18 protein-coding genes and 1 pseudogene are annotated in these 26,038 nt (G+C 64.8%); 6 read left to right on the plus strand and 13 right to left on the minus strand.

Annotation, left to right across the window (positions count from 1 at the left end; translation table 11 throughout):
• Positions 1 to 552: 552 nt before the first annotated feature.
• The 4 genes from FHT08_RS19415 to FHT08_RS19430 form a co-directional block, all read right to left on the minus strand.
• Positions 553 to 1,431 carry an alpha/beta fold hydrolase gene (locus tag FHT08_RS19415; RefSeq protein WP_243849098.1) on the minus strand — a complete coding sequence of 293 codons (879 nt, stop codon included), beginning with the start codon at positions 1,429 to 1,431 and terminating at the stop codon, positions 553 to 555.
• Between the two features lie 195 nt (positions 1,432 to 1,626).
• Positions 1,627 to 4,218, minus strand: coding sequence for a bifunctional aconitate hydratase 2/2-methylisocitrate dehydratase (acnB, locus tag FHT08_RS19420; RefSeq protein WP_166776466.1), 2,592 nt, complete (start codon positions 4,216 to 4,218; stop codon positions 1,627 to 1,629).
• A gap of 48 nt (positions 4,219 to 4,266) precedes the next feature.
• Positions 4,267 to 4,677, minus strand: a complete 411-nt coding sequence (locus FHT08_RS19425; protein WP_039515076.1) for a type II toxin-antitoxin system VapC family toxin — start codon at positions 4,675 to 4,677, stop codon at positions 4,267 to 4,269.
• A complete protein-coding gene (locus FHT08_RS19430) occupies positions 4,674 to 4,922 on the minus strand; it encodes an AbrB/MazE/SpoVT family DNA-binding domain-containing protein (protein ID WP_016903180.1) in 249 nt (82 codons plus the stop codon). The genes FHT08_RS19425 and FHT08_RS19430 overlap by 4 nt, the downstream gene beginning before the upstream one ends.
• A gap of 151 nt (positions 4,923 to 5,073) precedes the next feature.
• Between FHT08_RS19430 and acnA the strand changes: the two genes are divergently transcribed.
• Entirely contained in the window at positions 5,074 to 7,842 is a 2,769-nt protein-coding gene (gene acnA / locus FHT08_RS19435; RefSeq protein WP_166776468.1) for an aconitate hydratase AcnA, read from the plus strand.
• A gap of 112 nt (positions 7,843 to 7,954) precedes the next feature.
• Here the strand turns inward: acnA and FHT08_RS20110 are convergent.
• Positions 7,955 to 8,185 (minus strand): annotated as a pseudogene (locus FHT08_RS20110) (nuclear transport factor 2 family protein); the annotation flags it as partial.
• A gap of 138 nt (positions 8,186 to 8,323) precedes the next feature.
• Between FHT08_RS20110 and FHT08_RS19440 the strand changes: the two are divergent.
• Positions 8,324 to 10,006, plus strand: coding sequence for a long-chain fatty acid--CoA ligase (locus FHT08_RS19440; RefSeq protein ID WP_166776470.1), 1,683 nt, complete (start codon positions 8,324 to 8,326; stop codon positions 10,004 to 10,006).
• A 184-nt stretch (positions 10,007 to 10,190) separates the two neighbouring features.
• The gene (locus FHT08_RS19445; RefSeq protein WP_166776472.1) at positions 10,191 to 11,060 is read left to right on the plus strand and encodes a crotonase/enoyl-CoA hydratase family protein; all 870 of its coding nucleotides are present in this window, start codon (positions 10,191 to 10,193) and stop codon (positions 11,058 to 11,060) included.
• A 55-nt stretch (positions 11,061 to 11,115) separates the two neighbouring features.
• Here FHT08_RS19445 and FHT08_RS19450 read toward each other — a convergent pair whose 3' ends face one another.
• The 5 genes from FHT08_RS19450 to FHT08_RS19470 form a co-directional block, all read right to left on the minus strand.
• A complete protein-coding gene (locus FHT08_RS19450) occupies positions 11,116 to 13,314 on the minus strand; it encodes an ATP-binding protein (protein WP_104537499.1) in 2,199 nt (732 codons plus the stop codon).
• Between the two features lie 4 nt (positions 13,315 to 13,318).
• Positions 13,319 to 14,455, minus strand: a complete 1,137-nt coding sequence (locus tag FHT08_RS19455) for a two-component system response regulator (protein ID WP_024937712.1) — start codon at positions 14,453 to 14,455, stop codon at positions 13,319 to 13,321.
• Positions 14,456 to 14,596: 141 nt separating this feature from the next.
• Positions 14,597 to 16,114, minus strand: a complete 1,518-nt coding sequence (gene lysS / locus FHT08_RS19460) for a lysine--tRNA ligase (protein WP_166776474.1) — start codon at positions 16,112 to 16,114, stop codon at positions 14,597 to 14,599.
• A gap of 208 nt (positions 16,115 to 16,322) precedes the next feature.
• Positions 16,323 to 17,448 (minus strand): peptide chain release factor 2 gene (prfB, locus tag FHT08_RS19465; protein WP_100224782.1). Its coding sequence is split into 2 segments (ribosomal slippage): positions 16,323 to 17,372 and positions 17,374 to 17,448, totalling 1,125 coding nucleotides; the frame shifts between segments, so codons are not numbered across the junction.
• A 73-nt stretch (positions 17,449 to 17,521) separates the two neighbouring features.
• Positions 17,522 to 18,370: a LytTR family DNA-binding domain-containing protein gene (locus FHT08_RS19470; RefSeq protein ID WP_243849099.1), complete on the minus strand. Its 849-nt coding sequence runs from the start codon at positions 18,368 to 18,370 to the stop codon at positions 17,522 to 17,524.
• A gap of 209 nt (positions 18,371 to 18,579) precedes the next feature.
• On the opposite strand from FHT08_RS19470, the gene FHT08_RS19475 reads away from it, so the two are divergent.
• The 3 genes from FHT08_RS19475 (at position 18,580) to FHT08_RS19485 (ending at position 22,309) form a co-directional block, all read left to right on the plus strand.
• Complete coding sequence (locus FHT08_RS19475; protein WP_166776538.1) at positions 18,580 to 19,776, plus strand: acyltransferase family protein; 1,197 nt, start codon at positions 18,580 to 18,582, stop codon at positions 19,774 to 19,776.
• A gap of 186 nt (positions 19,777 to 19,962) precedes the next feature.
• Positions 19,963 to 21,171: an acyltransferase family protein gene (locus FHT08_RS19480; RefSeq protein ID WP_166776540.1), complete on the plus strand. Its 1,209-nt coding sequence runs from the start codon at positions 19,963 to 19,965 to the stop codon at positions 21,169 to 21,171.
• Positions 21,172 to 21,271: 100 nt separating this feature from the next.
• The gene (locus FHT08_RS19485) at positions 21,272 to 22,309 is read left to right on the plus strand and encodes a DUF1176 domain-containing protein (protein WP_166776477.1); all 1,038 of its coding nucleotides are present in this window, start codon (positions 21,272 to 21,274) and stop codon (positions 22,307 to 22,309) included.
• 575 nt (positions 22,310 to 22,884) lie between these two features.
• On the opposite strand, the gene recJ is transcribed toward FHT08_RS19485, so the two are convergent.
• Genes recJ through greA form a run of 3 tightly spaced genes read right to left on the minus strand, consistent with a single transcriptional unit; the run spans position 22,885 to position 26,036 of the window.
• On the minus strand, positions 22,885 to 24,624 hold the full coding sequence (gene recJ, locus FHT08_RS19490; protein WP_166776479.1) for a single-stranded-DNA-specific exonuclease RecJ: 1,740 nt from the start codon (positions 24,622 to 24,624) through the stop codon (positions 22,885 to 22,887).
• The gene (locus FHT08_RS19495) at positions 24,621 to 25,541 is read right to left on the minus strand and encodes a phosphoglycerate mutase (protein WP_166776480.1); all 921 of its coding nucleotides are present in this window, start codon (positions 25,539 to 25,541) and stop codon (positions 24,621 to 24,623) included. Before FHT08_RS19495 ends, recJ begins: the two co-directional genes overlap by 4 nt.
• 30 nt (positions 25,542 to 25,571) lie before the next feature.
• On the minus strand, positions 25,572 to 26,036 hold the full coding sequence (greA, locus tag FHT08_RS19500; RefSeq protein ID WP_016903166.1) for a transcription elongation factor GreA: 465 nt from the start codon (positions 26,034 to 26,036) through the stop codon (positions 25,572 to 25,574).
• Positions 26,037 to 26,038 lie beyond the last annotated feature (2 nt).

Raw genomic sequence — 26,038 nt, forward strand, 5'->3', positions numbered from 1 at the left:
GCGCTCGGCCCCGGCAAACAGACTGATCATCGGCTCTTACCCTGGATGGCGGTGGAACTATGATGCCAAGGATCGGGGGTTTTTAGAGCTGCCCTTAGGAGGCGTGATGTCCTTACCGGTTCCGGGACCCTTGGCGGCATGGATGCCGCCAAGGAGCCTCCACGGACGGATTCACGGCGTGTCCCGGAAGTGGTGAGGGCATCGCGTCCTCGACCAACCGGCTTTGCTGGTTTGAAACGGCAGACAGAGCTCAAAAGCAGGTTGTCCTGAGCTCAGGCTGCACGCTATGGAAGAAGCGAACACAGCGCACCTGATCTGGCGCTTCGATGCAGGGCCCTTGCCCGCCCACCATCGCAGGACACGCCGCAAGTACGTCCGTCTAGGCTCTTACGCGGCATCCATGCCGCGTAAGGTCCCGCGACGGTGGGCGGGCAAGGACCAAGTGAGGTGGCCGGTGCTCATGGTTGCAAGCAGCGCCAAGTGAGGTGGCCGGTGCTCATGGTTGCAAGCAACGCATGATGTCGTTCTGATCGCCAGATCAGCAGCACATCATTAGAGCGATGCCTGTGCCTGGACGCTGCCTTCAGGCGCGCGCCTTTCCATCCGCGTCGAATCCGATGCCACGGTGCGCTTCAACCAACCCAGCAACTGCGCGGTGACGAACGCCGGATTCTCCAGTGATGCGATATGCCCGGCATCGGGGATCAGCTCGTAGTCGCAACCGATCACCTCGGCCATCAGCCACAGCTCTTCGGGCGGGCGCGGAATATCGTCTGCACCGCCGAGCAGAAACGTGCTGGCCGGATTCAGCGCAGACATCGCCTCCAGGCGATCCGCGCGCCCGAAGATCAGCCGGCCCAGCGGCACGATCGAGGTGCGCAACTGCTCGGCCGGCATCGCCGCCAGGCGCTGCGCAAACGCAGCCGGCAGCGCGGAATTCAGATCGATGCCGGGGCGGAAAAAGATTGGCACGATCGCCTCGATCAACGCAGGCGTCACCTGCCCGGCCGCTTCGATCGCATCCAGCAGAGCGAAATAACGCGTTTGCGTGGCCTGCGGCTCGGCACCCAGGAAGGTATCCATCAGCACCAGGCTGCGCACGCGCTGCGGTGCCAGCAGCGCCAGCTCGGCGCCCCACATGCCACCGACCGACAGGCCGACCACTGCGCAGTGCGGCAGTTCCAGCGCATCCAGCAACAGCAGCATCTGTTTGGCAAGATCGCCCACCGTCTGCGTGCACGTTGGCAGGGCTGCCGATTGCCCGTGCCCCCACAGCTCGGGAACAATGACCCGATAGTGCTGCGAAAGCGCCTGGATCTGCGGTTCCCACATCGCCGCGTCCCAGAGATAACTGTGGCCAAGCAGAACCGGAAACCCTTGACCGTAGTGTGCGTAATGCAGCGTTTGACCAGCGATCGTGCAAGTGGGCATTGGAGATCATCAGAGCGGTGGGAGCGGCGCCACTGTAGACCTCGCGACTTCAGATTTTTGTTGCAATGCGGCAGGCGGGTTAACTGCGATTGCCTTAACTTCCGGCATTGCGCACCCAAGACGAAGTCATCGCCCGAATAACGAAAAACGCCCGGCATTGCCGGGCGTTTTTGAACATGCAGACGACTGGCCGGGTCAGGCAGCGACGGTGTCGGCGACGTCCTGATACTCCTGGATCTGATCGAAGTTCATGTAGCGGTAGATCTGATCGCCACTGGTCTTGATCGCGCCCACATCGGCCATGTACTCGTCCTTGGTCGGGATGCGGCCCAGACGCGAACAGATCGCGGCCAGTTCCGCCGAACCCAGGTACACATTGGTGTTGCGGCCGAGACGGTTGGGGAAGTTACGCGTGGAGGTGGAGAACACCGTGGCGCCCTCGCGTGCCTGCGCCTGGTTGCCCATGCACAGCGAGCAGCCCGGCATTTCCATGCGTGCACCGGCCGCGCCGAAGGTGCCGTAATGGCCTTCCTTGGTCAGCTCGGAGGCGTCCATCTTGGTCGGCGGCGCAACCCACAGACGTGTGGGGATATCCCGCTTGCCTTCCAGCAACTTGGCAGCCGCGCGGAAGTGACCGATGTTGGTCATGCACGAACCGATGAACACCTCGTCGATCGCCGCACCGGCCACGTCGGACAGCGTCTTGACGTCGTCCGGATCGTTCGGGCACGCCACGATCGGTTCAACGATGTCGGCCAGATCGATCTCGATGACGGCGGCGTACTCGGCGTCGGCATCGGGCTGCAGCAGCTGCGGATCGGCCAGCCACTCTTCCATCTTCTTGATGCGGCGGCCCAGCGTGCGCGCATCGGCATAGCCTTCGGCAATCATCCAGCGCAGCAGGGTGATGTTGCTGGTCAGGTATTCGATGATCGGCGCCTTGTCCAGGTGCACGGTGCAACCGGCCGCCGAACGCTCGGCCGAGGCATCGGACAGCTCGAACGCCTGTTCCACCTTCAGGTTCGGCAGGCCTTCGATTTCCAGGATGCGGCCGGAGAAGATGTTCTTCTTGCCCTGCTTGGCCACGGTCAGCAGGCCGTCCTTGATCGCGTACAGCGGAATCGCGTTGACCAGGTCGCGCAGGGTCACGCCCGGCTGCATCTGCCCCTTGAAGCGCACCAGCACGCTCTCGGGCATGTCCAGCGGCATCACACCGGTGGCGGCCGCGAAGGCCACCAGACCGGAACCAGCCGGGAACGAAATGCCGATCGGGAAACGCGTATGCGAGTCGCCGCCGGTGCCGACCGTATCGGGCAGCAGCATGCGATTGAGCCAGCTGTGGATCACGCCATCGCCCGGACGCAGCGACACGCCGCCACGGGTGGAGATGAACTCCGGCAGGGTGTGGTGGGTCTTGACGTCGACCGGCTTCGGGTACGCGGCGGTGTGGCAGAACGACTGCATCACCAAATCCGCCGAAAAGCCCAGGCAGGCCAGATCCTTCAACTCGTCGCGCGTCATCGGGCCGGTGGTGTCCTGCGAGCCCACCGAGGTCATTTTCGGCTCGCAATAGGTACCTGGGCGCATGCCCTGGCCTTCCGGCAGACCGCAGGCACGGCCCACCATCTTCTGCGCCAGCGAGAAACCCTTGCCGGTGTCCGGCGGGTCCATCGGCAGGCGAAACAGATCCGAGGCCGGCAGGCCCAGGAACTCGCGCGCCTTGGCGGTCAGGCCGCGGCCGACGATCAGCGGAATGCGGCCACCGGCGCGCACTTCGTCGAACAGCACGTCCGACTTCATCGCGAACTCGGCGATCACCTGCCCGTCCTTCAGCGCCTTGCCGTCGTACGGCCGCAGCTCGACCACATCGCCGTGCCCCATCTGCGACACGTCCAGCTCGATCGGCAACGCGCCGGCGTCTTCCATCGTGTTGTAGAAGATCGGTGCGATCTTGCTGCCCAGGCACACGCCACCAAACCGCTTGTTCGGAATGAACGGAATGTCTTCGCCGGTCCACCACAGCACCGAGTTGGTCGCCGACTTGCGCGAGGAACCGGTACCGACCACATCGCCCACGTAGGCGACCAGATGGCCCTTGTCCTTGAGATCGGCGATGGCCTGGATCGGGCCGCGCTTGCCGTCTTCTTCCGGTTCGAAGGCCGCGCCATCGCGGGCGTTCTTCAGCATCGCCAGCGCGTGCAGCGGGATGTCCGGGCGCGTGGTCGCATCCGGGGCCGGCGACAGGTCGTCGGTGTTGGTCTCACCCGGCACCTTGAACACGGTGACGGTCATGCTCTGCGGCACTTCCGGCTTGCTGGTGAACCACTCGGCATCGGCCCAGCTCTGCAGCACGGCCTTGGCATGCGCGTTTCCGGCTTCGGCCTTTTCCTGCACGTCGTGGAACGCGTCGAACACCAGCAAGGTGTGCTTGAGCGCTTCGGCGGCGGTGGCGCCCAGCTCGGCGTTGTCGAGCAGATCGATCAGCGGCTGGATGTTGTAGCCACCCAGCATGGTGCCGAGCAGCTCGGTCGCACGCGTCGGGCTGATCAGCGCGGTCTTCTCGGTGCCGAAGGCCACTGCGGCCAGGTACGAAGCCTTGACCTTGGCGGCATCGTCGACGCCGGCCGGCACGCGCTGGCTGAGCAGCTCGACCAGGAACGCCTCTTCGCCCGCCGGCGGAGCCTTCAACAGCTCGATGACCTCGGCGGTCTGCTGCGCGCTCAGCGGCAGCGGCGGGATACCGAGCGCGGCGCGCTCTGCAACGTGGTGGCGGTAGGCTTCCAACATGCGGATTCTCCGAAAGACAACAGTGAATGTGTAGACGCGAAACGTGGATCAGCTTGCGGGTTTGGGAACAACGATCTTCAAACCCTTGAAGTAGTCGCGGAAAAAGCCCTCGTCGCGGGTGATCAACCCGTCGCACTGGAGCATCGCGTGGGCGCCGATCAGAAAATCGGCCACCACCCGCTCGCGCTTGCCGCCGCGCGCGCGGAAGCGCTTGTTCATATGGCCGGCGCGCACCGCCGCCGCTTCCTGGGTAGCTTCGTAACGCACCCCGATCGAGGCCAGGGTCTCCATCAGGTCGACCTGGGTATCGAGCATGGCCAGCACCTCGGCCACCACCGCATCGCAGACCACCACCTCGTCGCGCGCCAGCGCATCGCCGATACAGATCTCCGACACCTCGCCGTAGACCGCGTCGCCGACCAGGATGTCGAGCAGCACCGAGGAATCCAGAGCGATCATGGGTCGAACGGATCCCCGGGGGCGCGGCCACGGATGGCGCGCATCGCCTCGTCGGTGCTGGTCAACCCGTCGACCAGCTTGAACTTGCCGCGCACCTTGCGCAGCGCCTCGCTGACGTCCTTGCGCAGGATGATGCGCCCGCCGTCTAGCTCGATCTTGAGCGTGGTGCCCTTGGTCAGGCCCAGGGCATCGCGCACGGCCTTGGGCAGCGTGATCTGCCCGCGTTCGGCAACTGTGGCTTCCATGGAGGTGGCCCCGGCAGAAAGTATGCAGCGATTTTACATACTTGACTTGTCGTACTCAAGGCCACATACCCCGTCCTGCAACCGAACGTACACACTGAACCGGTCACACTGGTCGAAACAGACCTACAGCCTGCAGCCATAGGAGTGATGCATGAGCGATTCCTTTTCTACCCGCACCTCGCTTGAGGTCCACGGTCAGCGCTACGAGTACTACAGCCTGCCGAAGCTGGGCGAGCGCTTCGAGATCGGCCACCTGCCCTATTCGATGAAGATCCTGCTGGAGAACCTGCTCCGGCACGAGGACGGTGGTGCCACCGTCGGCAAGGACCATATCGAAGCGGTCGCCAAGTGGGACCCCACGGCAGAACCCGATATCGAAATCGCCTTCATGCCGGCCCGCGTGGTGCTGCAGGACTTCACCGGCGTGCCGTGCGTGGTCGACCTGGCCGCGATGCGCGATGCCGTGGTCAAGCTCGGCGGCAACGCCGACCAGATCAACCCGCAGATTCCCTCCGAGCTGGTCATCGACCACTCGGTGCAGGTGGATGTGTTCGGCTCGGCTGATGCGCTCGACCTCAACGGCAAGATCGAGTTCCAACGCAACCAGGAACGCTACGGTTTCCTGCGCTGGGGCCAGAAAGCGTTCGAAAACTTCAAGGTGGTGCCGCCCAACACCGGCATCGTCCACCAGGTCAACCTGGAAAATCTGGCGCGCGTGGTGATGAGCGCGGACAGGGACGGGACCCGGATCGCGTACCCGGACACCGTGTTCGGCACCGACAGCCACACCACCATGATCAACGGCATCGGCGTGCTGGGCTGGGGCGTGGGCGGGATCGAGGCCGAGGCGGCGATGCTGGGGCAGCCCTCGTCCATGCTGATCCCGCAGGTGGTCGGCTTCAAGCTCAGCGGCAAGCTGCCAGAAGGCGCGACCGCCACCGATCTGGTGCTCACCGTCACCCAGATGTTGCGCAAGGCCGGCGTGGTCGGCAAGTTCGTGGAGTTCTACGGCGGAGGCCTGCAGCATCTGCCGCTGGCCGATCGCGCCACCATCGGCAACATGGCACCGGAATACGGCGCCACCTGCGGCATCTTCCCGGTCGACGAGGAATCGCTGACCTATCTGCGCCTGTCCGGCCGCAGCGAGGAGCAGATCGCGCTGGTCGAGGCCTATGCCAAGGCGCAGGGCCTGTGGCACGACGCCAATACCCCGCCGGCGCAGTACAGCGCCACGCTGGAGCTGGACATGGGCGAGGTCAAGCCGTCGCTGGCCGGCCCCAAGCGCCCGCAGGACCGTGTGCTGCTGGAAGACATGCAATCCAACTTCCGCGAGAGTCTCAAGCCGTTCGTGGATGCGCGCAGCAAGCGCCCGACCGATATCAAACAGGAAGATCGCCTGAAGAACGAAGGCGGCGGTGGCACTGCGGTCGGCGCCAAGGCCGCGCAAGCCGAGAGTTCCACCGACAGCGGTGCCGGCTGGCAGCTGCGTGACGGCTCGGTGGTGATCGCCGCGATCACCTCCTGCACAAACACCTCCAATCCGGCAGTGATGCTGGGCGCCGGCCTGCTCGCACGTAACGCGGCGGCCAAGGGGCTGAAGGCGCAGCCGTGGGTGAAGACTTCGCTCGGGCCGGGCTCGCGCGTGGTCACCGATTACCTGAGCAAGGCCGGCGTGCTCGCCGATCTGGAAAAGCTCGGTTTCTACGTGGTCGGCTATGGCTGCACCACCTGCATCGGCAACTCCGGCCCGCTACCGGACGATGTCTCTGCGGCGATCGCCGAGGACGACCTGGTGGTGTCTTCGGTGTTGTCGGGCAACCGCAACTTCGAAGGCCGCGTGCATCCCGAAGTGAAGATGAACTACCTCGCCTCGCCGCCGCTGGTGGTGGCGTATGCGATCGCCGGCACCACCGACATCAACCTCACCACCGACCCGCTGGGTACCTGTAGCGACGGGCAGCCGGTGTATCTGCGCGACATCTGGCCGAGCAACAAGGAAATCGGCGACACCATCGCCGCCACCGTCGGCCCGGAGATGTTCAAGCAGAACTACGCCGACGTGTTCAAGGGCGACAGCCGCTGGAACACCATCGCCTCCCCGGATGGCGCGCTGTACGCATGGGACGCGGCCTCGACCTACATCAAGAATCCGCCCTACTTCGACGGCATGACCATGCAGGTCGGCCATGTTGAGGACGTGCACGGGGCGCGCATCATGGGCCTGTTCGGCGACTCGATCACCACCGACCACATCTCGCCGGCCGGCAACATCAAGAAGGATTCGCCGGCGGGCCGCTTCCTGCAGGAACGCGGCGTGCAACCGGCCGACTTCAACAGCTACGGCAGCCGCCGCGGCAACGACGACGTGATGGTGCGCGGTACGTTCGCCAACATCCGCATCAAGAACCTGATGTTCGGCGGCGAAGAAGGCGGCAACACCCTGTACTACGGAAAGGACGGCGCGGCGCCCGAAAAACTGGCGATCTACGATGCGGCAGTGAAGTACAAGGCCGACGGCGTGCCGCTGGTGGTGCTGGCCGGCAAGGAATACGGCACCGGCTCCTCGCGCGACTGGGCGGCCAAGGGCACCAACCTGCTCGGCGTCAAGGCGGTGATCGCCGAGAGCTTCGAGCGCATCCATCGCTCCAACCTGGTCGGCATGGGCGTGCTGCCGCTGCAGTTCCTCGAGAACGAAAACGCGCAGACGCTGGGCCTGGATGGTTCGGAAGTGCTGGACATCACCGGCCTGCAGGACGGCGCCAGCCGCCGTGCCACGGTGGATGCCACAAAGTCCGACGGCAGCGTCAAGCAGTTCCAGGTCAAGGTGCTGCTGCTGACGCCCAAGGAAGTGGAGTACTTCAAGCACGGCGGCCTGCTGCAGTACGTGCTGCGCCAACTGGCCGCACGCAAGGCGGCCTGATCGCAAGGCGCGCTGCGCCATTGGCTCGAAAACACTCCCGCCGCCTGGCGGGAGTGTCGTTTTGGACGCTCAGAACTCCGCTGCCGCTGGACAGGGGAGCAAGCGTCACGGCCACCGGCCCCAGCGTCACCCCGATCCTGCGATTGCCCAGCAGCTGCAGCTGCATCAATCGCCGCAGGCCGACTGCATCCAGTCCCTGTTCGCCAACAAAGCTCCCTGCTACCGGTGCCATTGCCTCGCCGATCTCGCGTGCCTCGATCGTCCGCTGCATCGCCTCCAACGTTGTGCGCAGCCGTTGCTAGGGTGCAGCACGCGCACAACCGATCAAGGCCACGATGCAAATTGCGGCTAACCCGACCCGTCACCGCGCTTGAATGCTGCTCTGCATCACGCTTCGCCTTTTCCATCCATGACGGTATGCTGCCAGCTGTTGTAGCGCCGTGGAACACACCGCGTCGCCGAATACCCTGGAGGGGGGCAGATGAATCAGGCACGTCCTTGGTTGCAAAGTTATCCGGCCGGCGTCGCCGCCGAGATCGATCTGGAGCAGTTCCGTACCGTGGCCGAGGTGTTCGCCACCTCGGTCAAGCGGTTTGCCGACCGCCCCGCGTACCACAGCTTCGGCAAGACCATCACCTATCGCGAAGCTGATCAGCTGGTCGAGCAGTTCGCCGCCTATCTGCTTGGCGAGTTGCAGTTGAAGAAAGGCGACCGCGTCGCCCTGATGATGCCCAACTGTCTGCAGTATCCGGTCGCCACGTTCGGCGTGCTGCGCGCCGGCATGACCGTGGTCAACGTCAATCCGCTCTACACACCGCGCGAGCTGAAGCATCAGCTGATCGACTCCGGCGCCAGCGTGCTGGTGGTGATCGACAACTTCGGCACCACCGTGCAGCAGGTCATCGCCGACACCCCGGTCAAGCAGGTGATCACCACCGGGCTGGGCGACATGCTCGGCTTCCCGAAGGCGGCGGTGGTCAATTTCGTCGTCAAGTACGTCAAGAAGCTGGTGCCGGATTACCGCATCAATGGCGCGATCCGTTTCCGCGACGCACTGGCGCTGGGCCGCAAACACAGCGTGCCGACGTTGCAGATCGAGCCCGACGACATCGCCTTCCTGCAGTACACCGGCGGCACCACCGGCGTGGCCAAGGGCGCGATGCTCACCCACCGCAATCTGGTGGCCAACATGCAGCAGGCCCACCAGTGGCTTGCCGGCACCGGCAAGCTGGAAGAAGGCGCCGAGGTGGTGATCACCGCGCTGCCGCTGTACCACATCTTTGCATTGACGGCCAACGGCCTGGTCTTCATGAAGATCGGTGGCTGCAACCACCTGATCAGCAATCCGCGCGACATGCCCGGCTTCGTCAAGGAATTGAAGAAGACCCGCTTCACCGCCTTCACCGGGGTCAACACGCTGTTCAACGGCCTACTCAATACCCCAGGCTTCGATCAGGTGGATTTTTCCACGCTCAAGATGACCCTCGGCGGTGGCATGGCGGTACAGCGTTCGGTCGCCGAACGCTGGAAAAAGGTCACCGGCCTGACCCTGGTCGAGGCCTACGGCCTGACCGAAACCTCGCCGGCCGCCTGCATCAACCCGATGGACCTGAAGGACTACAACGGCTCGATCGGCCTGCCGATTCCGTCCACCGATGCCTGCATCAAGGACGACGCCGGCGCGGCGCTGCCGCTGGGCGAAATCGGCGAGCTGTGCATCAAGGGCCCGCAGGTGATGAAGGGCTACTGGAAGAAGCCCGAAGAGACCGCCAAGGTTATGGATGCCGAAGGCTGGTTGCATACCGGCGATATCGCGCGGATGGACGAGCAAGGCTTCGTCTACATCGTCGACCGCAAGAAGGACATGATTCTGGTGTCCGGCTTCAACGTCTACCCGAACGAGATCGAGGACGTGATCGCCGAGATGCCCGGGGTGCTGGAGGTGGCCGCCGTCGGCGTGCCGGACGAGAAGTCCGGCGAGATCGTCAAGGCCGTCATCGTGAAGAAGGACCCTGCCCTGACCGCCGACGCCGTCAAGGCGCATTGCCGCGCCAACCTGACCGGCTACAAGCAGCCGCGAGTGATCGAATTCCGCAAGGATTTGCCAAAGACCAACGTCGGCAAGATCCTGCGCCGCGAACTGCGGGATGCGCCCCCGAAGTAATCGTAGACACGCCTCGGCAGCAAGTGAAGTGCCGTAGCGAAGATGCACAGCAGAGGGCTTTTCCAGCGATGGGAAAGCCCTTTGCGTTCATGGAGATAGTGCCGGTGTAGCATCGATTCGGAGTGGATTGTGCGCGCCCGCCGGCATCCACTCTCCCGCCGCGGGCCTTTCCAGGATCATGCCCATGAACACGATCGAAAAGCGTTACCTCGGCCATCCTCACTCCACCATTCGTGTTGACTCATCGGTCGCCGACGGCACCCACTGGTTGTTCATGCACGCGGACGCGAATGCCGGAGTACGGCCATGCTGCCGCACCGACTTGTTGGAAGACATGTGGGAGATCATGAGCGCCATCACCCGCGCTCCGCACGAGCGTCGCACCGGCGAGCTCCGTCATTTCGTACTCGCCTCCGACGCGGACGCATTCAATCTCGGTGGCGATCTGGACCTGTTCGCACGCTTGATCCGCGAACAGAATCGCGAGCAACTCATGCGCTACGCCATTCGATGCGTGGAAGGCGTCCATCACCTGCATGTCGGCTTCGGTGGGGACGTGCGCAGCATTGCGCTGCTGCAAGGCGATACATTGGGAGGCGGACTGGAGATGGCCCTGGCCTGCCACACCATCGTTGCCGAGGAAGGCATCGGCATGGGACTGCCTGAGGTCCTGTTCGGCTTGTTTCCGGGCATGGGTGCCTATTCCTTCCTGTGCCGCCGCGTCTCGCCCCATCTGGCGGAAAAAATCATTCTCGATGGACGCATCTACAGCAGCGAAGAAATGCATGCGATGGGCATCGTGGACGTGCTGGTGCCCAAGGGACAGGGCATCGCGGCCACCGAAACCCTCATTCGCCGGCAGCAGCGTATCTCCAATTCCTACCTAGCAATGAACGCGGCACGCAATCTGGCACAGGCGGTGCCTTACGACGAGTTGCTGCGCATTACCGAAGTGTGGGTCGATACGGCGCTGGCGCTGAGCGACAAATCGCTGCGTACGATGGACCGCCTGGTCAAGGCACAAAATCGCCGAGCCGGCGCAAGCGTTGCCTGATTTTTGGTCGATCCAATACTGGGGGAATCAGGCCCGGCCGATGGCCGGGCTTTGCTCAGCCGGGATCGCCCTTACCCGTGACGTCGTCGTCGGATGTCTTCTGTGCACGCAAGGCAAGCGCTTCGCGTCCCTGCATCAATCCGCTATCGAGTTGCTCCAGCCGCTGACGCCATTCGGCGCGTAACTGCGCTTCGGAAAGACGCATCAGCTCACCACCCTGCTCGGCCAGTCCAACCAGCCCGAGATTGCTGGAAACGCCCTTGACCGCATGTGCATGCTCGCGTAACCGCTCCCAGTCCTGGTCGGCGGCGGCCTTTCCGAGCTGCACTACACAGGCGGCCGCATCGCTGAGGCACTGTTGAATGAACTCGCGTTCGAATTCTTTCCCCATGCCCAGTGCGGCCAGTTCGTCCAGCACGGCAGGATCGAGCACGACACCGCTCAACGCCGGGCCACGCAGACCAATCGTCAGATCGTTCTGACGTAACTTCTGGTTGACCGCGATGTCGGCCAAGGTGTCCAGCAACTTGACCGCTGCAACGGGCTTTGCCAGAAATGCATAAGCACCGGCTTGCTCGCAACTGCGAATCGACTCGGGTGTTACATCGGCACTCAGCACCACGACCGGTGTGCCCGGTTTGCCGCCCGCCTGCATGACCCGCAATTGCTTGAGCATGTCCAGGCCACTGACGCCGGGCATGTGCAAGTCGACGATGGCAGCGTCGTAGTCGGTTTCGGCCAGTGCGTCCAGGACGGCCTCACCCCCATCCACGCAGGCCACCCGATGTCCCGCCTTCTGCAATAGCCGCTGCAGGACAAGGCGGTTTGCCAGGTGATCGTCTGCCACCAGGATCATCATGCTGCGCACACGGGCACGGTGACGCAGGAATGGATCGGCAAAAGCAATCACGTTGCCCGGTATCGTGGCGGCCTCGGCTTCCTGCAACACCGGCAGTGCCGCAGTTGCCGGCTTGGCGGTCGCCAGAGCGAACGGAAGCTCGAACCAGAACAGGCTACCGCCTTGCGGGTTTTCCTCGAAGCCGATTGCGCCGCCCATCGACTGGACCAGTCCCCGCGCGATGGTCGTGCCCAGACCGCTGCCTTCGAAACGCCGCGCCAGTCCGGTATCGGCCTGTTCGAAAGCCTCAAACAGTCGCGGGCGCATGTCGACCGGCACGCCGATCCCTGTATCCAGGATCTCGAACCGCAGGCGGACCCCCGCGCGGGCATGCCCTGCGATCGCCGCATGAGGATTGCCGACTGCCACGGTCAGCTGCACACGGCCATGATCGGTGAACTTGACCGCGTTGCCCACCAGATTGAGCAGGATCTGCTGCAGGTGCAACGCATCCCCGTGCAACAGCGTTGGCACATCCTCGGCCACGTTCGCCCGATAGTGCAGGCCCTTTGTCTTCGCCTGCGGTTCCAGGATCAACGCGATGGCCTGCAGCGTATCGCGCAATGCAAAATCGGACGCGTTGATGCGGAGCTTGCCGGCTTCGATGGCCGAGATGTCCAGCACCTCCTCTACCAGCGCAAGCAGACTGCGTGTTGAGGCCTGAATCGTTTTCAGGCACTCGCGCTGCTCATCGTCCAGACGGGTCGTTGCCAAGACCTCGGTCATGCCGGACAAGCCGTTGAGCGGTGTCCGAAACTCGTGACTCATGTTTGCCAGAAAGCGGCTCTTGGCCTCGCTGGCACGGCGCGCCTCGGCGGTTGCGCGGGTCAACTGCCGCAGAAGACTGGAGAAATACAGCGGAACTGCGGCCAGACCAACGGCAAGCCCGGCACCAAGCCGCTGGTTGCGTTGCCAATACTCGGTCATCGACAGCGTCGTGGAGAAACTCACCACCGCCATCGCCACCGCAAGGTACAGATAACGGTTGCCATAGCGCAGGCCGTTACCGACGGTGACCCACATCACCACGACATAGACCCAGGCCAGCGGCTCGCCCATCTGGATCATGCCGGCCGCCATCAGCCCGTAGTCGGCCAGCATGCCCAGGATGCGACGCGCATCCGAGCGGTCGGGTCGACACAGCAGCCATCCGAACAATGCAAGACCGAGACCGAGGCCTGTCAGCACAATGACCAACACACCCGTGTGCTGGTGCAACGGCAAGCTGTGCCGGACACTCGGCACAAGCACATACGACAGGATCAAGCTGATCAGAACGATGCGGACGATCGCCTGACCATGTTCGCTGTCAGGTCGATTCATCAACCGCTGCCGGATCCTTCCGAACGGATTCATAGCCTCACACCCCGGGTCGAGCCGATGCGGTGGAGAATTCGCCGCAGATCTGGTCCAACTGCGCACGGCCGCGCAGCAGCGCATCGACGCAACGCGGGTCGAACAGGCGACCCCGTTGGGCGTACAGATAGGCCAGCGCGGCGTCCATGGTCCAGGCCTCCTTGTACGGGCGCGGCGACAACAGCGCATCGAAGACGTCGGCCACCGCCACGATGCGCGCCTCCAGCGGAATCGCCTCGCCCACCAGTCCATCCGGATAGCCGGTACCGTCGTAGCGCTCGTGGTGACGCAGCGCGATCAAGGCCCCCACCTGGATGAAGCGGTTCTGGCTGCCGCTGAGCAGCTCGTAGCCGATTCGCGGATGCCGCTTCATGATGCTCATCTCGTCGTCGGTGAGCTTGCCCGGCTTGAGCAGCACCGCATCGGGAATGGCGATCTTGCCCATGTCGTGCAGCGGTGCGGCCATCTCGATGATGCGCACCTCCTCTTCCGACAACCCGAGCTGCTCGGCGATCAGGCCGGCCACGTGCGACATGCGCTCCAGGAAGGCGCTGGTGCCCGAGTCGCGGTACTCGATGGCGCGCGCCAGCCGCGACAGCGTTTCGCGTTCGCGCTCTTCGACCTCGTTCATGCTGGCCAGCAGACGCTGCTCCAGCGACAGCGCACGCTGCTTGACGCTTTCGCTCTGCTGACGCAACTGCAGCAAATTTGCGCAGCGCGCGCGCAGTTCGCGCGGGCGGATCGGCTTGACCAGGAAGTCGATCACACCCGCTTCCAGCGCCGCCTGCCGGATCGGCTCGTCGCCGACGATGGTGATCAGGATGATCGGAATATCGCGATGGCTGGGCAACCGGCGCAGACGCCGGGCAAATTCCAGGCCATCCATGCCGGGCATGCGGTAGTCGAGCAGCAACAAGTCCACCCGTCCGGCCTCGCACCACGCCAAGGCGTCGAGCGGGTCGCCGAAATCGTGGACCTTCAATTCCGGTGCGATGTCCTCGATGACGTGGCGCAGCATCGTCCGCGCAGACATCTGGTCATCGACAATGACGATGTTCAATCCCAGATCCGCCTTTTCCGACCAGCTTCCCGATGGATCCGCCGACGATACGCCGGCAAGATTACCCAAAACATCCTGCATAGCCGTTGCTCCTCTATCCTGAGAACGGAAAAGCGATGACGCCGGCAGCTGTGCCGGCTCCCCCGACAATACGCCATTCGGGGCTCCGCTCTAGGATATGCAGTATCTGTGCCGTCGGCACGCCGACGACACAAATAATGATCAGGCTTCCGGGCGCATGTACGGAAACAGCAGCACATCGCGGATCGAGGTGCTGCCGGTCAGCAGCATCACCAGGCGGTCGATGCCGATGCCCAGGCCGCCGGTCGGCGCCATGCCGTACTCCAACGCACGGATGTAATCGGCGTCGTAATGCATCGCCTCGTCGTCGCCACCGTCCTTGGCCTGCACCTGCGCCTGAAAGCGCGCGGCCTGGTCTTCCGGGTCGTTCAACTCGGAGAAGCCGTTGGCCAGCTCCTTGCCGTTGATGAACAGTTCGAAGCGGTCGGTGTACCCCGGCTCGGTGTCGCTGGAGCGCGCCAGCGGCGACACCTCGACCGGGTGGTCGGTGATGAAGGTCGGCTGCACCAGGGTGTGTTCCACGGTGGCCTCGAAGATTTCCAGCAACAGCTTGCCCCAGCCGTAGGACGGCTTGACCTTGATCTTCAGCCGCTCGCAGTGGCGCAGCAGCGCATCGCGGTCGGTGCAATCGACCGCGCTGATCTGAGGATTGTGGTGACGAACGGCCTCATCCATGCGCCAGCGCCGGAAAGCCGGCGCCAGATCGATGTCGGCGCCGTCCCAGTTCACCTGGGTGGTGCCGAGGACCGACTGGGCAGTGTCCCGGATCACCTGTTCGGTCAGATCCATGATCTCGTGGTACGTGGCATAGGCCTCGTAGAGCTCGAGCATGGTGAACTCGGGGTTGTGCCGGGTCGACACGCCCTCGTTGCGGAAGTTGCGGTTGATCTCGTAGACCCGCTCCAGTCCACCGACCACCAGGCGCTTGAGGTACAGCTCCGGCGCCACGCGCAGGTACAGGTCCAGATCCAGCGCGTTGTGGTGGGTGGTGAACGGCTTGGCGGTGGCGCCGCCGGGGATGTAATGCATCATCGGCGTCTCCACTTCCAGGAAGCGGCGCGCATCCAGCCACGCGCGCATCGCGCGAATGATCTTGGAGCGCTTGATGAAGACCTCGCGCGCTTCCGGGGTGACGATCAGGTCGACATAGCGCTGGCGATAGCGCTGCTCCACGTCCGACAAGCCATGCCACTTGTCCGGCAACGGACGCAACGACTTGGTCAGCAGGCGTAGCGCGCTGGCCTTGACCGACAGCTCGCCGGTCTTGGTACGGGTCAGCCCGCCCTCCACTGCCACGATGTCGCCGACATCCCAGCCCTTGAACGCGGTATAGGCATCGCCGAGCACATTGCCCTGCAGGAACAGCTGCACGCGCCCGGACTCGTCCTGGATCTGCGCAAAGCTGGCCTTGCCCATCACCCGCTTGGCCATCAGGCGCCCAGCCATCCTGACCGTGCGTCCAGTCGCTTCCAGCGCCTCGGGGGTCCAGGTGTGGGCATCGGCGAATTCGGCCTGCAGATCGCCGGCGAAATGTTCGCGCACGAAATCGTTGGGATAGGCGATGCCCTGGCCGCGCAACGCGCCCAGTTTCGCGCGACGCTCGGCGATGAGGCTGTTCTCGTCGGCGGGGATCTGCGGCGCGGGGGTCTGCTCGGTCATGGCGGAATCGGTCTGCTGTGGATCGGGCGCGTGCCCGGTGGAGAATGCGGAACCGGGCTGGCCGGTTCCTGCGTTTTACGGTGTATCGGTGCCAACTGCACGGCGCAACGGGACTGCGTGGCGATGCGTCGCGCTGCATTGCGCTGCACGCGTGGCGGCAAGCGCGGAGACGTCGATGCGCGGCAGGCGCAGCGACGTCTCCGCGCGATCAGGCATCCAGGCGCTTGGAGCCTGCCGCCAGACCGGCCTTGAGGCTGGCCTCGACGAATTCGTCCAGATCGCCGTCGAGCACTTTCTGCGTATCGCTGCGTTCGATGCCGGTACGCAGATCCTTGATGCGGCTCTGATCGAGCACGTAATTGCGGATCTGACTGCCCCAGCCGATGTCGGACTTGGTGGCTTCCAGCGCGTCTCGCTCGACATTGCGCTTTTGCACCTCCAACTCGTACAACTTGGCGGCCAGCATCTTCATCGCGTTGTCGCGGTTCTGGTGCTGGCTGCGGCCGGTCTGGCAGGCGACCACGGTGTTGGTCGGGATATGCGTGATACGCACCGCCGATTCGGTCTTGTTGACGTGCTGACCACCGGCACCCGAGGAGCGATACACGTCGGTACGCAGATCGGCCGGATTGATGTCGATCTCGATGTTGTCGTCCACTTCCGGCGACACGAACACCGAGGTGAAGCTGGTATGCCGGCGGTTGTCCGAATCGAACGGCGACTTGCGCACCAGCCGGTGCACGCCGATCTCGGTCTTCAGCCAGCCATAGGCGTACTCGCCCTCGATGCGGATCGTGGCCGACTTGATGCCTGCCACTTCGCCGCCGGACACTTCCATCAGCTCGGTCTTCCAGCCGCGCGACTCGGCCCAGCGCAGGTACATACGCAGCAGGATCTCCGCCCAGTCCTGCGCCTCGGTGCCGCCGGCGCCGGCCTGGATGTCGACAAACGCGTTGGCGCCGTCCATCTGGCCGGAGAACATGCGCTGGAATTCCAGCTTTTCGACATGGGTCTGGTACTTGTCCAGATCGGCGATTACCGCCACCGCGGTGTCTTCGTCCTGCTCGCTTTCGGCCAATTCCAGCAGATCGCCGGCATCGCTCAGGCCGGCCAGCACATCGGCGATGCCGATGACGGTTTTTTCCAGCAGCGAGCGCTCGCGACCCAGGGCCTGCGCACGCTCGGCGTCGTTCCACACGTCGGGGCTCTCAAGCTCCCGGCTGACTTCTTCTAGACGCTCTTTCTTGACGTCGTAGTCAAAGATACCCCCTGAGCGAGAGCACGCGATCGCTGAGATCGGTGATGCGCTGGCGGATCGGATTGGTTTCGATCATGACGGATTTCCGGCAAACAAGCCCGGTAGTCTAGCAAGGGGGCGGCGGCGACGGAACGCGGTGAGTAGGCTGTTCAGCCCGGCACAGCCGGCACCGCTGGCGCGTCGGCCTGTCCGGCGGCGCGGCGCAGCGACGCCAGGTAACGACGGCTGCACGGCAGCTGGCCATTGCCGGACAGGTGCACGCGCGCCTCGCCAGCGTCCAGCGGCTCGATCGAAACAACGCACCCCAGGTTGACGATGTAGCTGCGATGGATGCGCACGAACGCGGCCGGGTCGAGCCTGGCCTCGATCGCGGCCATCGTGCTGCGCAGTGGGTAATCGTGGCCCCGCACGTGCAGATTGACGTAGTTACCCGACGCCTGCAGCCATTCGATATCGGCGGCAGCGACCAGGAAATCGCGTCCCAGCTTGCGCACCAGAAAACGTTCCGGGCGATCCAGCGGCTCGACCGGCGGGCCTTCGTCCGGCGCGGCCAGCAACCGCACCTCGCCCTGCAGACGGCGCAGCAAAAACCGATAGCCGTGCATGCACGCAACGATGATCGCGAAGGTGCGCACGTCCTTGAGGTACTCGTAGAACAATTCCTGCGGCCACGCGCCAAAGTCGTAATGCCCGCCCAGCAGCCGATAGGTCAGCATGCGCAGGCCGACCATCGTCAGGACATGCACCACCGAGACCACCATGCTGGCCAACAGATACCAGGGCAGCCGGCGCCACCAGGTATCCAGATGCAACGGCAGCTTCCGCGTGAACCAGGCAATGACGGGGACGAGCATCAGCAGCCAGACCAGGCCGCTGGAGATCTCCCATACCCAGGGTTCCCAGCTCTGGACCGGCAGCCCGGCGCGCCGGCGATCCATCAATTCGGTGACGGCGTTGCCGCTGGCGTTGATCGCCAACACCATCAGCCAGAAGGACATGCCTGCGCTGCGCTGCCAGGGCAGAAAGCGCTCTAGGGTCGTACGTGCCGGGTCGTTACTCATGCCCATATTCTAGGCTGGCAGCGCCGATCGTCACCCCATGGCTGAGCCCATTCGTCCCTGAAGATCGCTGTTTCGTCCCTCCCCGCTGGTCGCCTGCTGCGTCAGCCCATGTAGTTCGGGCATCTCCACGGTGGCAGAGGCAGCCAATGCAAAGGCGTCATGATCTGGACTGGCTGCGCGTCATCGCGTTTGGTCTGTTGGTGCTTTATCACGTCGGGATGTACTACGTGACCTGGGACTGGCACGTCAAAAGTCCCAGGACCCACCTGATGCTGGAGCCCGTCATGCTGCTCAGCAGCCCGTGGCGGATGTCGCTGCTGTTCCTGATTTCCGGTGTCGCCACCGCCTTCATGCTGAGCAACACGCCCCAGGGCTTGCTGTACCGACGTTCGCGCCAGCTGCTGCTGCCGCTGCTGTTCGGTATGGCCGTGATCGTGCCACCACAGTCCTACTATCAAGTCGTCGAACAATTGCCCGGCGCCTACCACCAGGGCTACCTGGCGTTTTATGCCAAGTATCTGAGCGCCTACCAAGGGTTTTGTGGTGCCGATGGCGACTGTCTGCGCCTGCCCACCTGGAATCACCTGTGGTTCTTGCCCTACCTGTGGGCGTACACCCTGGTGGCGTGGTTGCTCTGGCGCCTGCTTCCTGCGGCAGCGAAGCTGCGCCTGCGCGCATGGGCCGCGCTCGCGCTCCGGGGCTGGGGCGCGTTACTGTTACCCATAACGCTACTGGCGGTTGCGCGTCTGATGCTGCTGGCTCGCTTCGAGCCAACCAACTGGTTGTTCGACGATTGGTACAACCACGCGCAGTACCTGCCGGTCTTCCTGATCGAGGTGCTGATCGCGCCAATGGCCGGCGTCTGGGAGTCGTTACAGCGGCTGCGCTGGGTGGCACTGCTGCTGGCCTCGTGCAGCTATGCGCTGATGATCCACACCTGGTACTTCTCCATTTATGACGATGCGCATCCCGCGCCCACCGCCCTGCGCCTGCTCTTGCGTGTCATGTGGGCGGTCGAACAGTGGTGCGCGATTGCCGCCATCCTGGGCTTTGCCTATCGTTTCCGTCATGCCGATAGTGCCGTGCTGCGCTATCTCACCGCTGCCGTGTTTCCGGTGTATGTCCTGCACCAGACGATCATCGTGGTACTGGCGCATGCCATGAAACCATTGGCGCTGCCGCAGCCGGCCGAGAGTGCGACGCTGATCGTCGCGACCGTTGTGCTGTGTTTGGCCGCCTATGAGGTCATTCGCAGGCAGCGCTGGCTGCGGCCGCTGTTCGGCCTGTCGGCAATGGCGACGCCGCGCGCCGCGACTCCAATAAAGAGTGAGACCGCAGCGTAGCAATGCCAGACCTGGCTTCCGACTCGGAATGCAGCCGCGCATCTCGGACAAAACCGCCCACCAGCCGCCCCGGTTCGTCCCTGCGGGACCGCAACTGGTCACTTGGGGACGGCATCGCCCCCCCTGGCGCACCTGCAACCGGCCGGAGTTGCCGAGGATGCGGGCATGCCTCCTGCCGACACGACCATGACCGAACGCCGCCACGATATCGATGCCTTGCGCGTCTTCGCCTTCGCACTGCTGATCCTCTATCACGTGGGCATGGCCTATGTGGCGGACTGGGATTTCCACCTCAAGAGCACACACACGGCGCCGTGGCTGCAATGGCCAATGATCGTGCTCAACCGCTGGCGCATGCCCTTGCTGTTCATGATCTCCGGCATCGCGATCGGACTGTCGCGGCCGCAGGCCAGGCCCTGGCGCTTCGCCCTGCGCCGCTGCGCACGATTGCTGCCGCCGCTGTTGTTCGGCATGTTCGTGGTGGTCGCGGTGCAGGCCTATTGCCAGGGCGTGAGCAACGGCAAGGTCAGCCCGGGCTTCGGCAGCTTCCTGTTGCGCTATTGGCAGGTGCGGCCGTGGCCGGCCGGCAGCTTCGATGGCTGGGAGCACGGCATCACCTGGAACCATCTGTGGTATCTGGCCTATCTGCTGCCCTATACCGTCACGTTGATGGCGCTGGTGTCGCTGACACGCCCGCTGCAGCTGACCGCATTGCCTCGCTTGCCCGCTGCGCTGGCGGTGCCGGCACTGCTGCTGTTGCCGATCCTGTGGGAGACGTTCTGCGTGCTGTGGGTGATGCCGCGCCATCCGCCCACCCATGCGCTGGTCGGCGACTGGTTCGTGCACGCCGAATCGTTCCCGCTGTTCGTGCTGGGGTATCTGCTGGCACGCCGCGAGCACTTCTGGCAGTTGGCCGTGCAACTGCGCTGGCCGACATTGGGTATGGCCCTGGTGGCGATCGGCGCCGAGCTGGGCATTCGCTATGCCGGCATCCATGGGCAGCCTGCGCAACTGGGTACACCGCTGGCCGCGCTGCCGTGGGAGGCAATCGAGCACAGCGCACGTGCCGCCTACACCTGGCTGGCACTGCTGACGATTCTTGGCTGGGCCAGGCACCGGTTGAATCGCCCGTTCCGCTGGCTGCCTTACTGCACGGAGGCAGTGTTCCCGTGGTACATCCTGCACCAGAGCCTGATCATCGTGACGCTGTACTGGCTGATGCCCTTGCATCTGAATGCCTGGCTGGAGCCGGCGCTGGTGATCGCCACCACCGTGATCGGCTGCCTGGCGTTGCATGAGTTTGCGATCCGTCGGGTGCGCTGGTTGCGTCCGTTGTTCGGCTTGCGCACGCCGCGCCTGGCGAGCAAGACCGACAGCGCGCCGGTGCCATCGTGAAGGTGCTGCGCAGGCATGTTCCGCTCCGGCATGCGACGCACTGGACGGCCCGTCGGCAGCAACGCAAGATGCGCGCCGGACACGCTCTTTCGAAGACACCATGCGCCCTACCCTGCTTGCCGCCACCTTGTTGCTCGCGCCCATCGCCGCCCTTGCCGATGCGCCGGTCGGCATCGCCTTCGAGCACCAGGACTGGACCATCGCCTGCGACAACACCCGCACCTGCCGCGCTGCCGGCTATCAGCCGGATGGAGACGACAGCACGCCGGTATCGGTGTTGCTGACGCGCAAGGCCGGTGCCACGCAGCCGGTCGCTGCGGAGTTGATGCTGGGCCAGTACGACGAGGTCAAGATGCCGGCATCGCTCACATTGCGCATCGACCAGCGCGACCTGGGCAGGCTGGCGTTGAATCGCGACAGCGGCACCGCGCCGCTGACCGGCACGCAGGTGACCGCGCTGCTGGCGGCACTGACCCGCAGCAGCAAGATCGTGGCGGTCGGCAACGATGGCCGCCGCTGGCAGCTGTCCGATCGCGGCGCCGCCGCGGTGCTGCTGAAGATGGACGAATTCCAGGGCCGGCTGGGCACGCGCGGCGCACTGGTGCGCAAGGGCGATCGCGACGAGGCTGCAGTGCTGCCGGCGGTGCCGGCACCGCAGGTACGCGCGGCCAAACTCGCAGCAACGCAAGCGGCCGATACGCGCCTGGGCACGCTGCCGGCGCTCTATCAAGCGCTGCGTGCCAGCTTGCCGGCCGACGAGGAATGCAAGGGACTGCAAGCCGGCGACGCAGCCGAGCCGCTGACGGTCACCCGGCTCAGCAGCGACAAACTGCTGGTGTCGACCGACTGCTGGATGGGCGCCTACAACGTCGGCACCGGCTTTTGGGTCATCAATGCACGCGCGCCGTTCGCGCCGACGTTGGTGACCACGCACGCCAGCGATATCGACGGCTCCACCATCCTTGCATCGCACAAGGGCCGCGGCCTGGGCGACTGCTACAGCCAGGCCAGCTGGACCTGGGACGGCCGCCGTTTCGTGCCGACCTCCAAATCCACCTCCGGCCTGTGCCGGCTGGTGGCCGCTGGCGGGGCGTGGGAATTGCCGACCTTGGTGACCGAGGTCAAGACCTCGCCCTGATCGGAGCTAGGAGAGTGCGAGCGCCGATGTGCGCTTGCAGGGTCTTGAAAGACGCTTTGAGCGGCCAGCGTGATTACTTTGCGACCGTCAGGGATGCGGTTCCTAGGGTATTTACCACCGCGTATAGGTCGCCTGCGAGTGCGCCGTCCCGTGTAGAGCGGTTGATGTGCGGCTTGGCTGCAGGGCCCTTGCCCGCCCACCCTCGCGGGACACGCCGCAAGTACGTCCGTGTAGGCTCTGGCGCGGCATCCATGCCGCTCAAGGTCCCGCGACGGTGAGCGGGCAAGGACCTGTCCAGATGGTCGGTGTGCGTGGTTGCAAGCCGAGCATGACGCGTATTTCTTGGATCAGGGCGCGTCCGAACACCTACAGAGTCGTCATCGCGAATCTTGAAAACAAGATGGTGGATTGGCCTGCACTGACCAGGTCGTGGAAACGACAGGCCGGGGATTGGCGGAGAGCGGCACAGGGATGTGCCGCGGCGGCGAGTCAGACAGGATGTCTGACAGAGCCGAGCAGCCGATCCCCGGACGCGCTGTCGCCCCTACCGAAGCCAGCCATTGACAGCCGCACGCTCAGCCAGTGGCTGTTACCGGCTCGCTGTGTTCGACGATCAACTGCACCGCCGTGCCGCCGCGATAGTCGTCGCTGACCAGGCGGTACGCCAGCCGCAACAAGCGTGCCGGCTCGCTGCCGCACCAGCCGTTGAAGTGGATAGCGTTGAGCGGTTCGGCGCGGCCGGCACAGCGCAGGGTGAGCTTGAGATGGCGTTCCTTGAGCAGGCGCCATTGCAGCACTTCGAACCGACCATCGAACAACGGCTCGGGAAAGCCCTGCCCCCACGGCCCCGCCACGCGCAGCGCCTCGGCATGCAGGTGATCGAGTTCGTGCGCGGCCAGTTCGCCGTCGCTATGCAATTCGGCATGCAGCAGCGAGGCGTCGACCATTGCCTGCACCTGGCGCTGGAATGCCTGCTGGAAGCTCGCCAGCGCGGCATGCTCCAGACTCAGCCCGGCCGCCATCGCATGCCCGCCGAACTTCTGGATCAGGCCCGGGTGGCGCGCATCGACAGCCGCCAGCACGTCGCGGATGTGCAGGCCGGGGATCGAGCGCGCCGAACCGCGCAGCTGACTGCTGCCCGGCTCGGCCGGCGCCAATGCAATCACCGGGCGATGCAGGCGGTCCTTGAGCTTGGAGGCGACCAGACCGATCACGCCGGGGTGCCAGTCGGCATCGAACAGGCACGCGGCGATCGGCAACTCACCATCGGCATCCAGCACCACCTTGGCGACGGCCTGCTCGGCATCGTCGGTCATCAACTGCTGCACCGCGCGGCGCTCGGCGTTGATCTGTTCCAGGGTGCCGGCGATCTCGCGCGCACGGTTCCAGTCCTCGCTGAGCAGCAGCTCGATGCCCAGCGCCATGTCTTCCAGCCGGCCGGCTGCGTTGAGACGCGGACCCAACGCAAATCCGATGTCGCTGGCGCTCAGACGCGCAACGTCGCGGCCGCTGGCGTCGATCAAGGCGCGCAGGCCGATGCAACCCTTGCCCTCGCGCAGGCGGCGCAGGCCGGCCGACACCAGCGCACGGTTGTTGGTGTCCAGCGGCACCAGATCGGCGACGGTGCCGACGGCCACCAGGTCCAGCAATACCGACAGATCCGGTTCGGCCCGTTCGGCGAAGGCGCCGCGCGCACGCAGCACGCCGCGCAAGGCCATCAGCACGTAGAAGATCACCCCGACCCCAGCCAGGGATTTGCTCGGGAAGCGATCGTTGGCCAGATTCGGATCGACGATCGCATCGGCCGGCGGCAATACCTCGCCAGGCAAGTGGTGGTCGGTGACCAGCACCGTCCAGCCGCGCGCCTTGGCGGCGGCCACGCCGGCGTGGCAGGCAATGCCGTGATCGACCGTGACCAGCAGATCCGGCTGCAATGCAGCCAGCTCCTCCACCAGTGCCGGCGACAGGCCGTAGCCATGCACCATGCGATTGGGCACGGCGTGATGCACATCCAGCGCGCCGAGCATGCGCAGGCCACGCACGCCGACCGCACAGGCGGTGGCGCCATCGCAGTCGAAATCGCCGACCACCAGGATGCGCCGTTGCTGTGCGATCGCATCGGCCAGCAACTCGGCCGCAACGTCGCTGTTGTGCAGCAACTGCGGCGACAGCAATTGACCCAGGCGCGGGTGCGCGCCTTGCGTATCGGTGACGCCGCGCGCGGCATAGATGCGGCGCAGCAGCGGCAACATGGCATCGGGCCAACTGCCGGCCTGCCCGGGCGGGCGCCGGACGATCCGCGGGGTTGAGGTCATTGCGCCAGCTGTACGCGCGGCTTGCGCCAGAAACGCCAGCGTTGCGCATGCGTCAGCGACACGGTTTCGCCATCCTGGAAATCCAGCACCAGCCGATCCAGTTCGCCACGCGCCATTGCCGCCAGCAACGGCGTCACCGCGTCGTCGCTGACCTGCTGCAGCGAGCGCAGATGGCGCAGGTCCACCAATGCATCCACGCGTTGTTCGCCCTGCGCATCGGCACCGGCGGCCAGCGCCAGCGCACGCAGCAGCGACTCGCGGCTGCGCACCTGACGGTGCGGCGAGCTCACCGCATGCGGCAGCGCGCCGCCGCCCCAGAACCACAGCGAATTGATCGCCGGTTTGCCGCTGGCCACGCGGCCCTCGTTCCAGGGATGCTGATGCAGCAGCACCTGCGCCTCGGTCAGCAAGGCACGCCAGCGCCGGCCGATCTCGCCGGCCGGCAGATGTTCGAACAGGTCGTCGCCGATCGCCAGATCCGGTGGCGCGAATTCCGGCAACGTGGCATCCGGCGACAGCCGCAGATACCAGCGCGCAGGCGTGGGCGCATCCAGCAGGAAGCCGGCATCGCCGAACATCGGCTTGAGGAGGGGCAGCAACACTGCCAGATCCTCGGCAGTGGGGCCGAGCGCCTCGCCGTAGCCCATCAAGCGCGCGCCCTGCATATCCGGCACCACGTAGGCCGGATCGGCACGCACCCAGGTCGCACCGGCCGCATCGCCGACATCGAGTTGGCGGGTCAACGCGGCCACCGGCCAGTGCGCTGGCGTCAGCGTGAAGTGGCGCTGCAGCTGCGCCACTTCGCCGGACTCGGCGCTTTGCTGATCGGCACGCGCCAGCGCGCGCGCCACCGGCGTGTCGCCCAGTTCACCGGGCAGGCGGCGTTTTTTCGGCAGCAGCAGCGTGGCGGTGGTCATCGGGCGGTGGCGTCGTTCAATCCCGGCCAATCAGTCCAGATAGGCAACGCTGACCACTTCGTACTCGCGCTGGCCGGCCGGCGCATCGATGGTGACCGAGTCGCCTTCCAGCTTGCCGATCAACGCACGTGCCAGCGGCGAGGAGATCGCGATCATGCCCAGCTTGATGTCCGCTTCCAGATCGCCAACGATCTGGTAGCGCTTCTCTTCGTCGGTTTCGGTGTCGGCCAGCGTCACCGTGGCGCCGAACACGATCTTGTTGCCGGCCGACAGCTTGGTGATGTCGATGATCTCGGCATGCGAGAGCTCGCCTTCCAGCTGCTTGATGCGGCCTTCGATGAAGCTTTGCTGCTCGCGTGCGGCGTGGTACTCGGCGTTTTCCTTCAGATCGCCGTGCGCACGCGCTTCGGCGATCGCGTTGATCACCGCCGGACGCTTGACCGACTTCAGCTGGTCCAGCTCTTCGCGCAGGCGCTGCGCGCCCTTTGCCGTCATGG

The organism is Xanthomonas sp. CFBP 8151, assembly GCF_011761885.1.
Classification (GTDB): Bacteria; Pseudomonadota; Gammaproteobacteria; order Xanthomonadales; family Xanthomonadaceae; genus Xanthomonas; species Xanthomonas arboricola_B.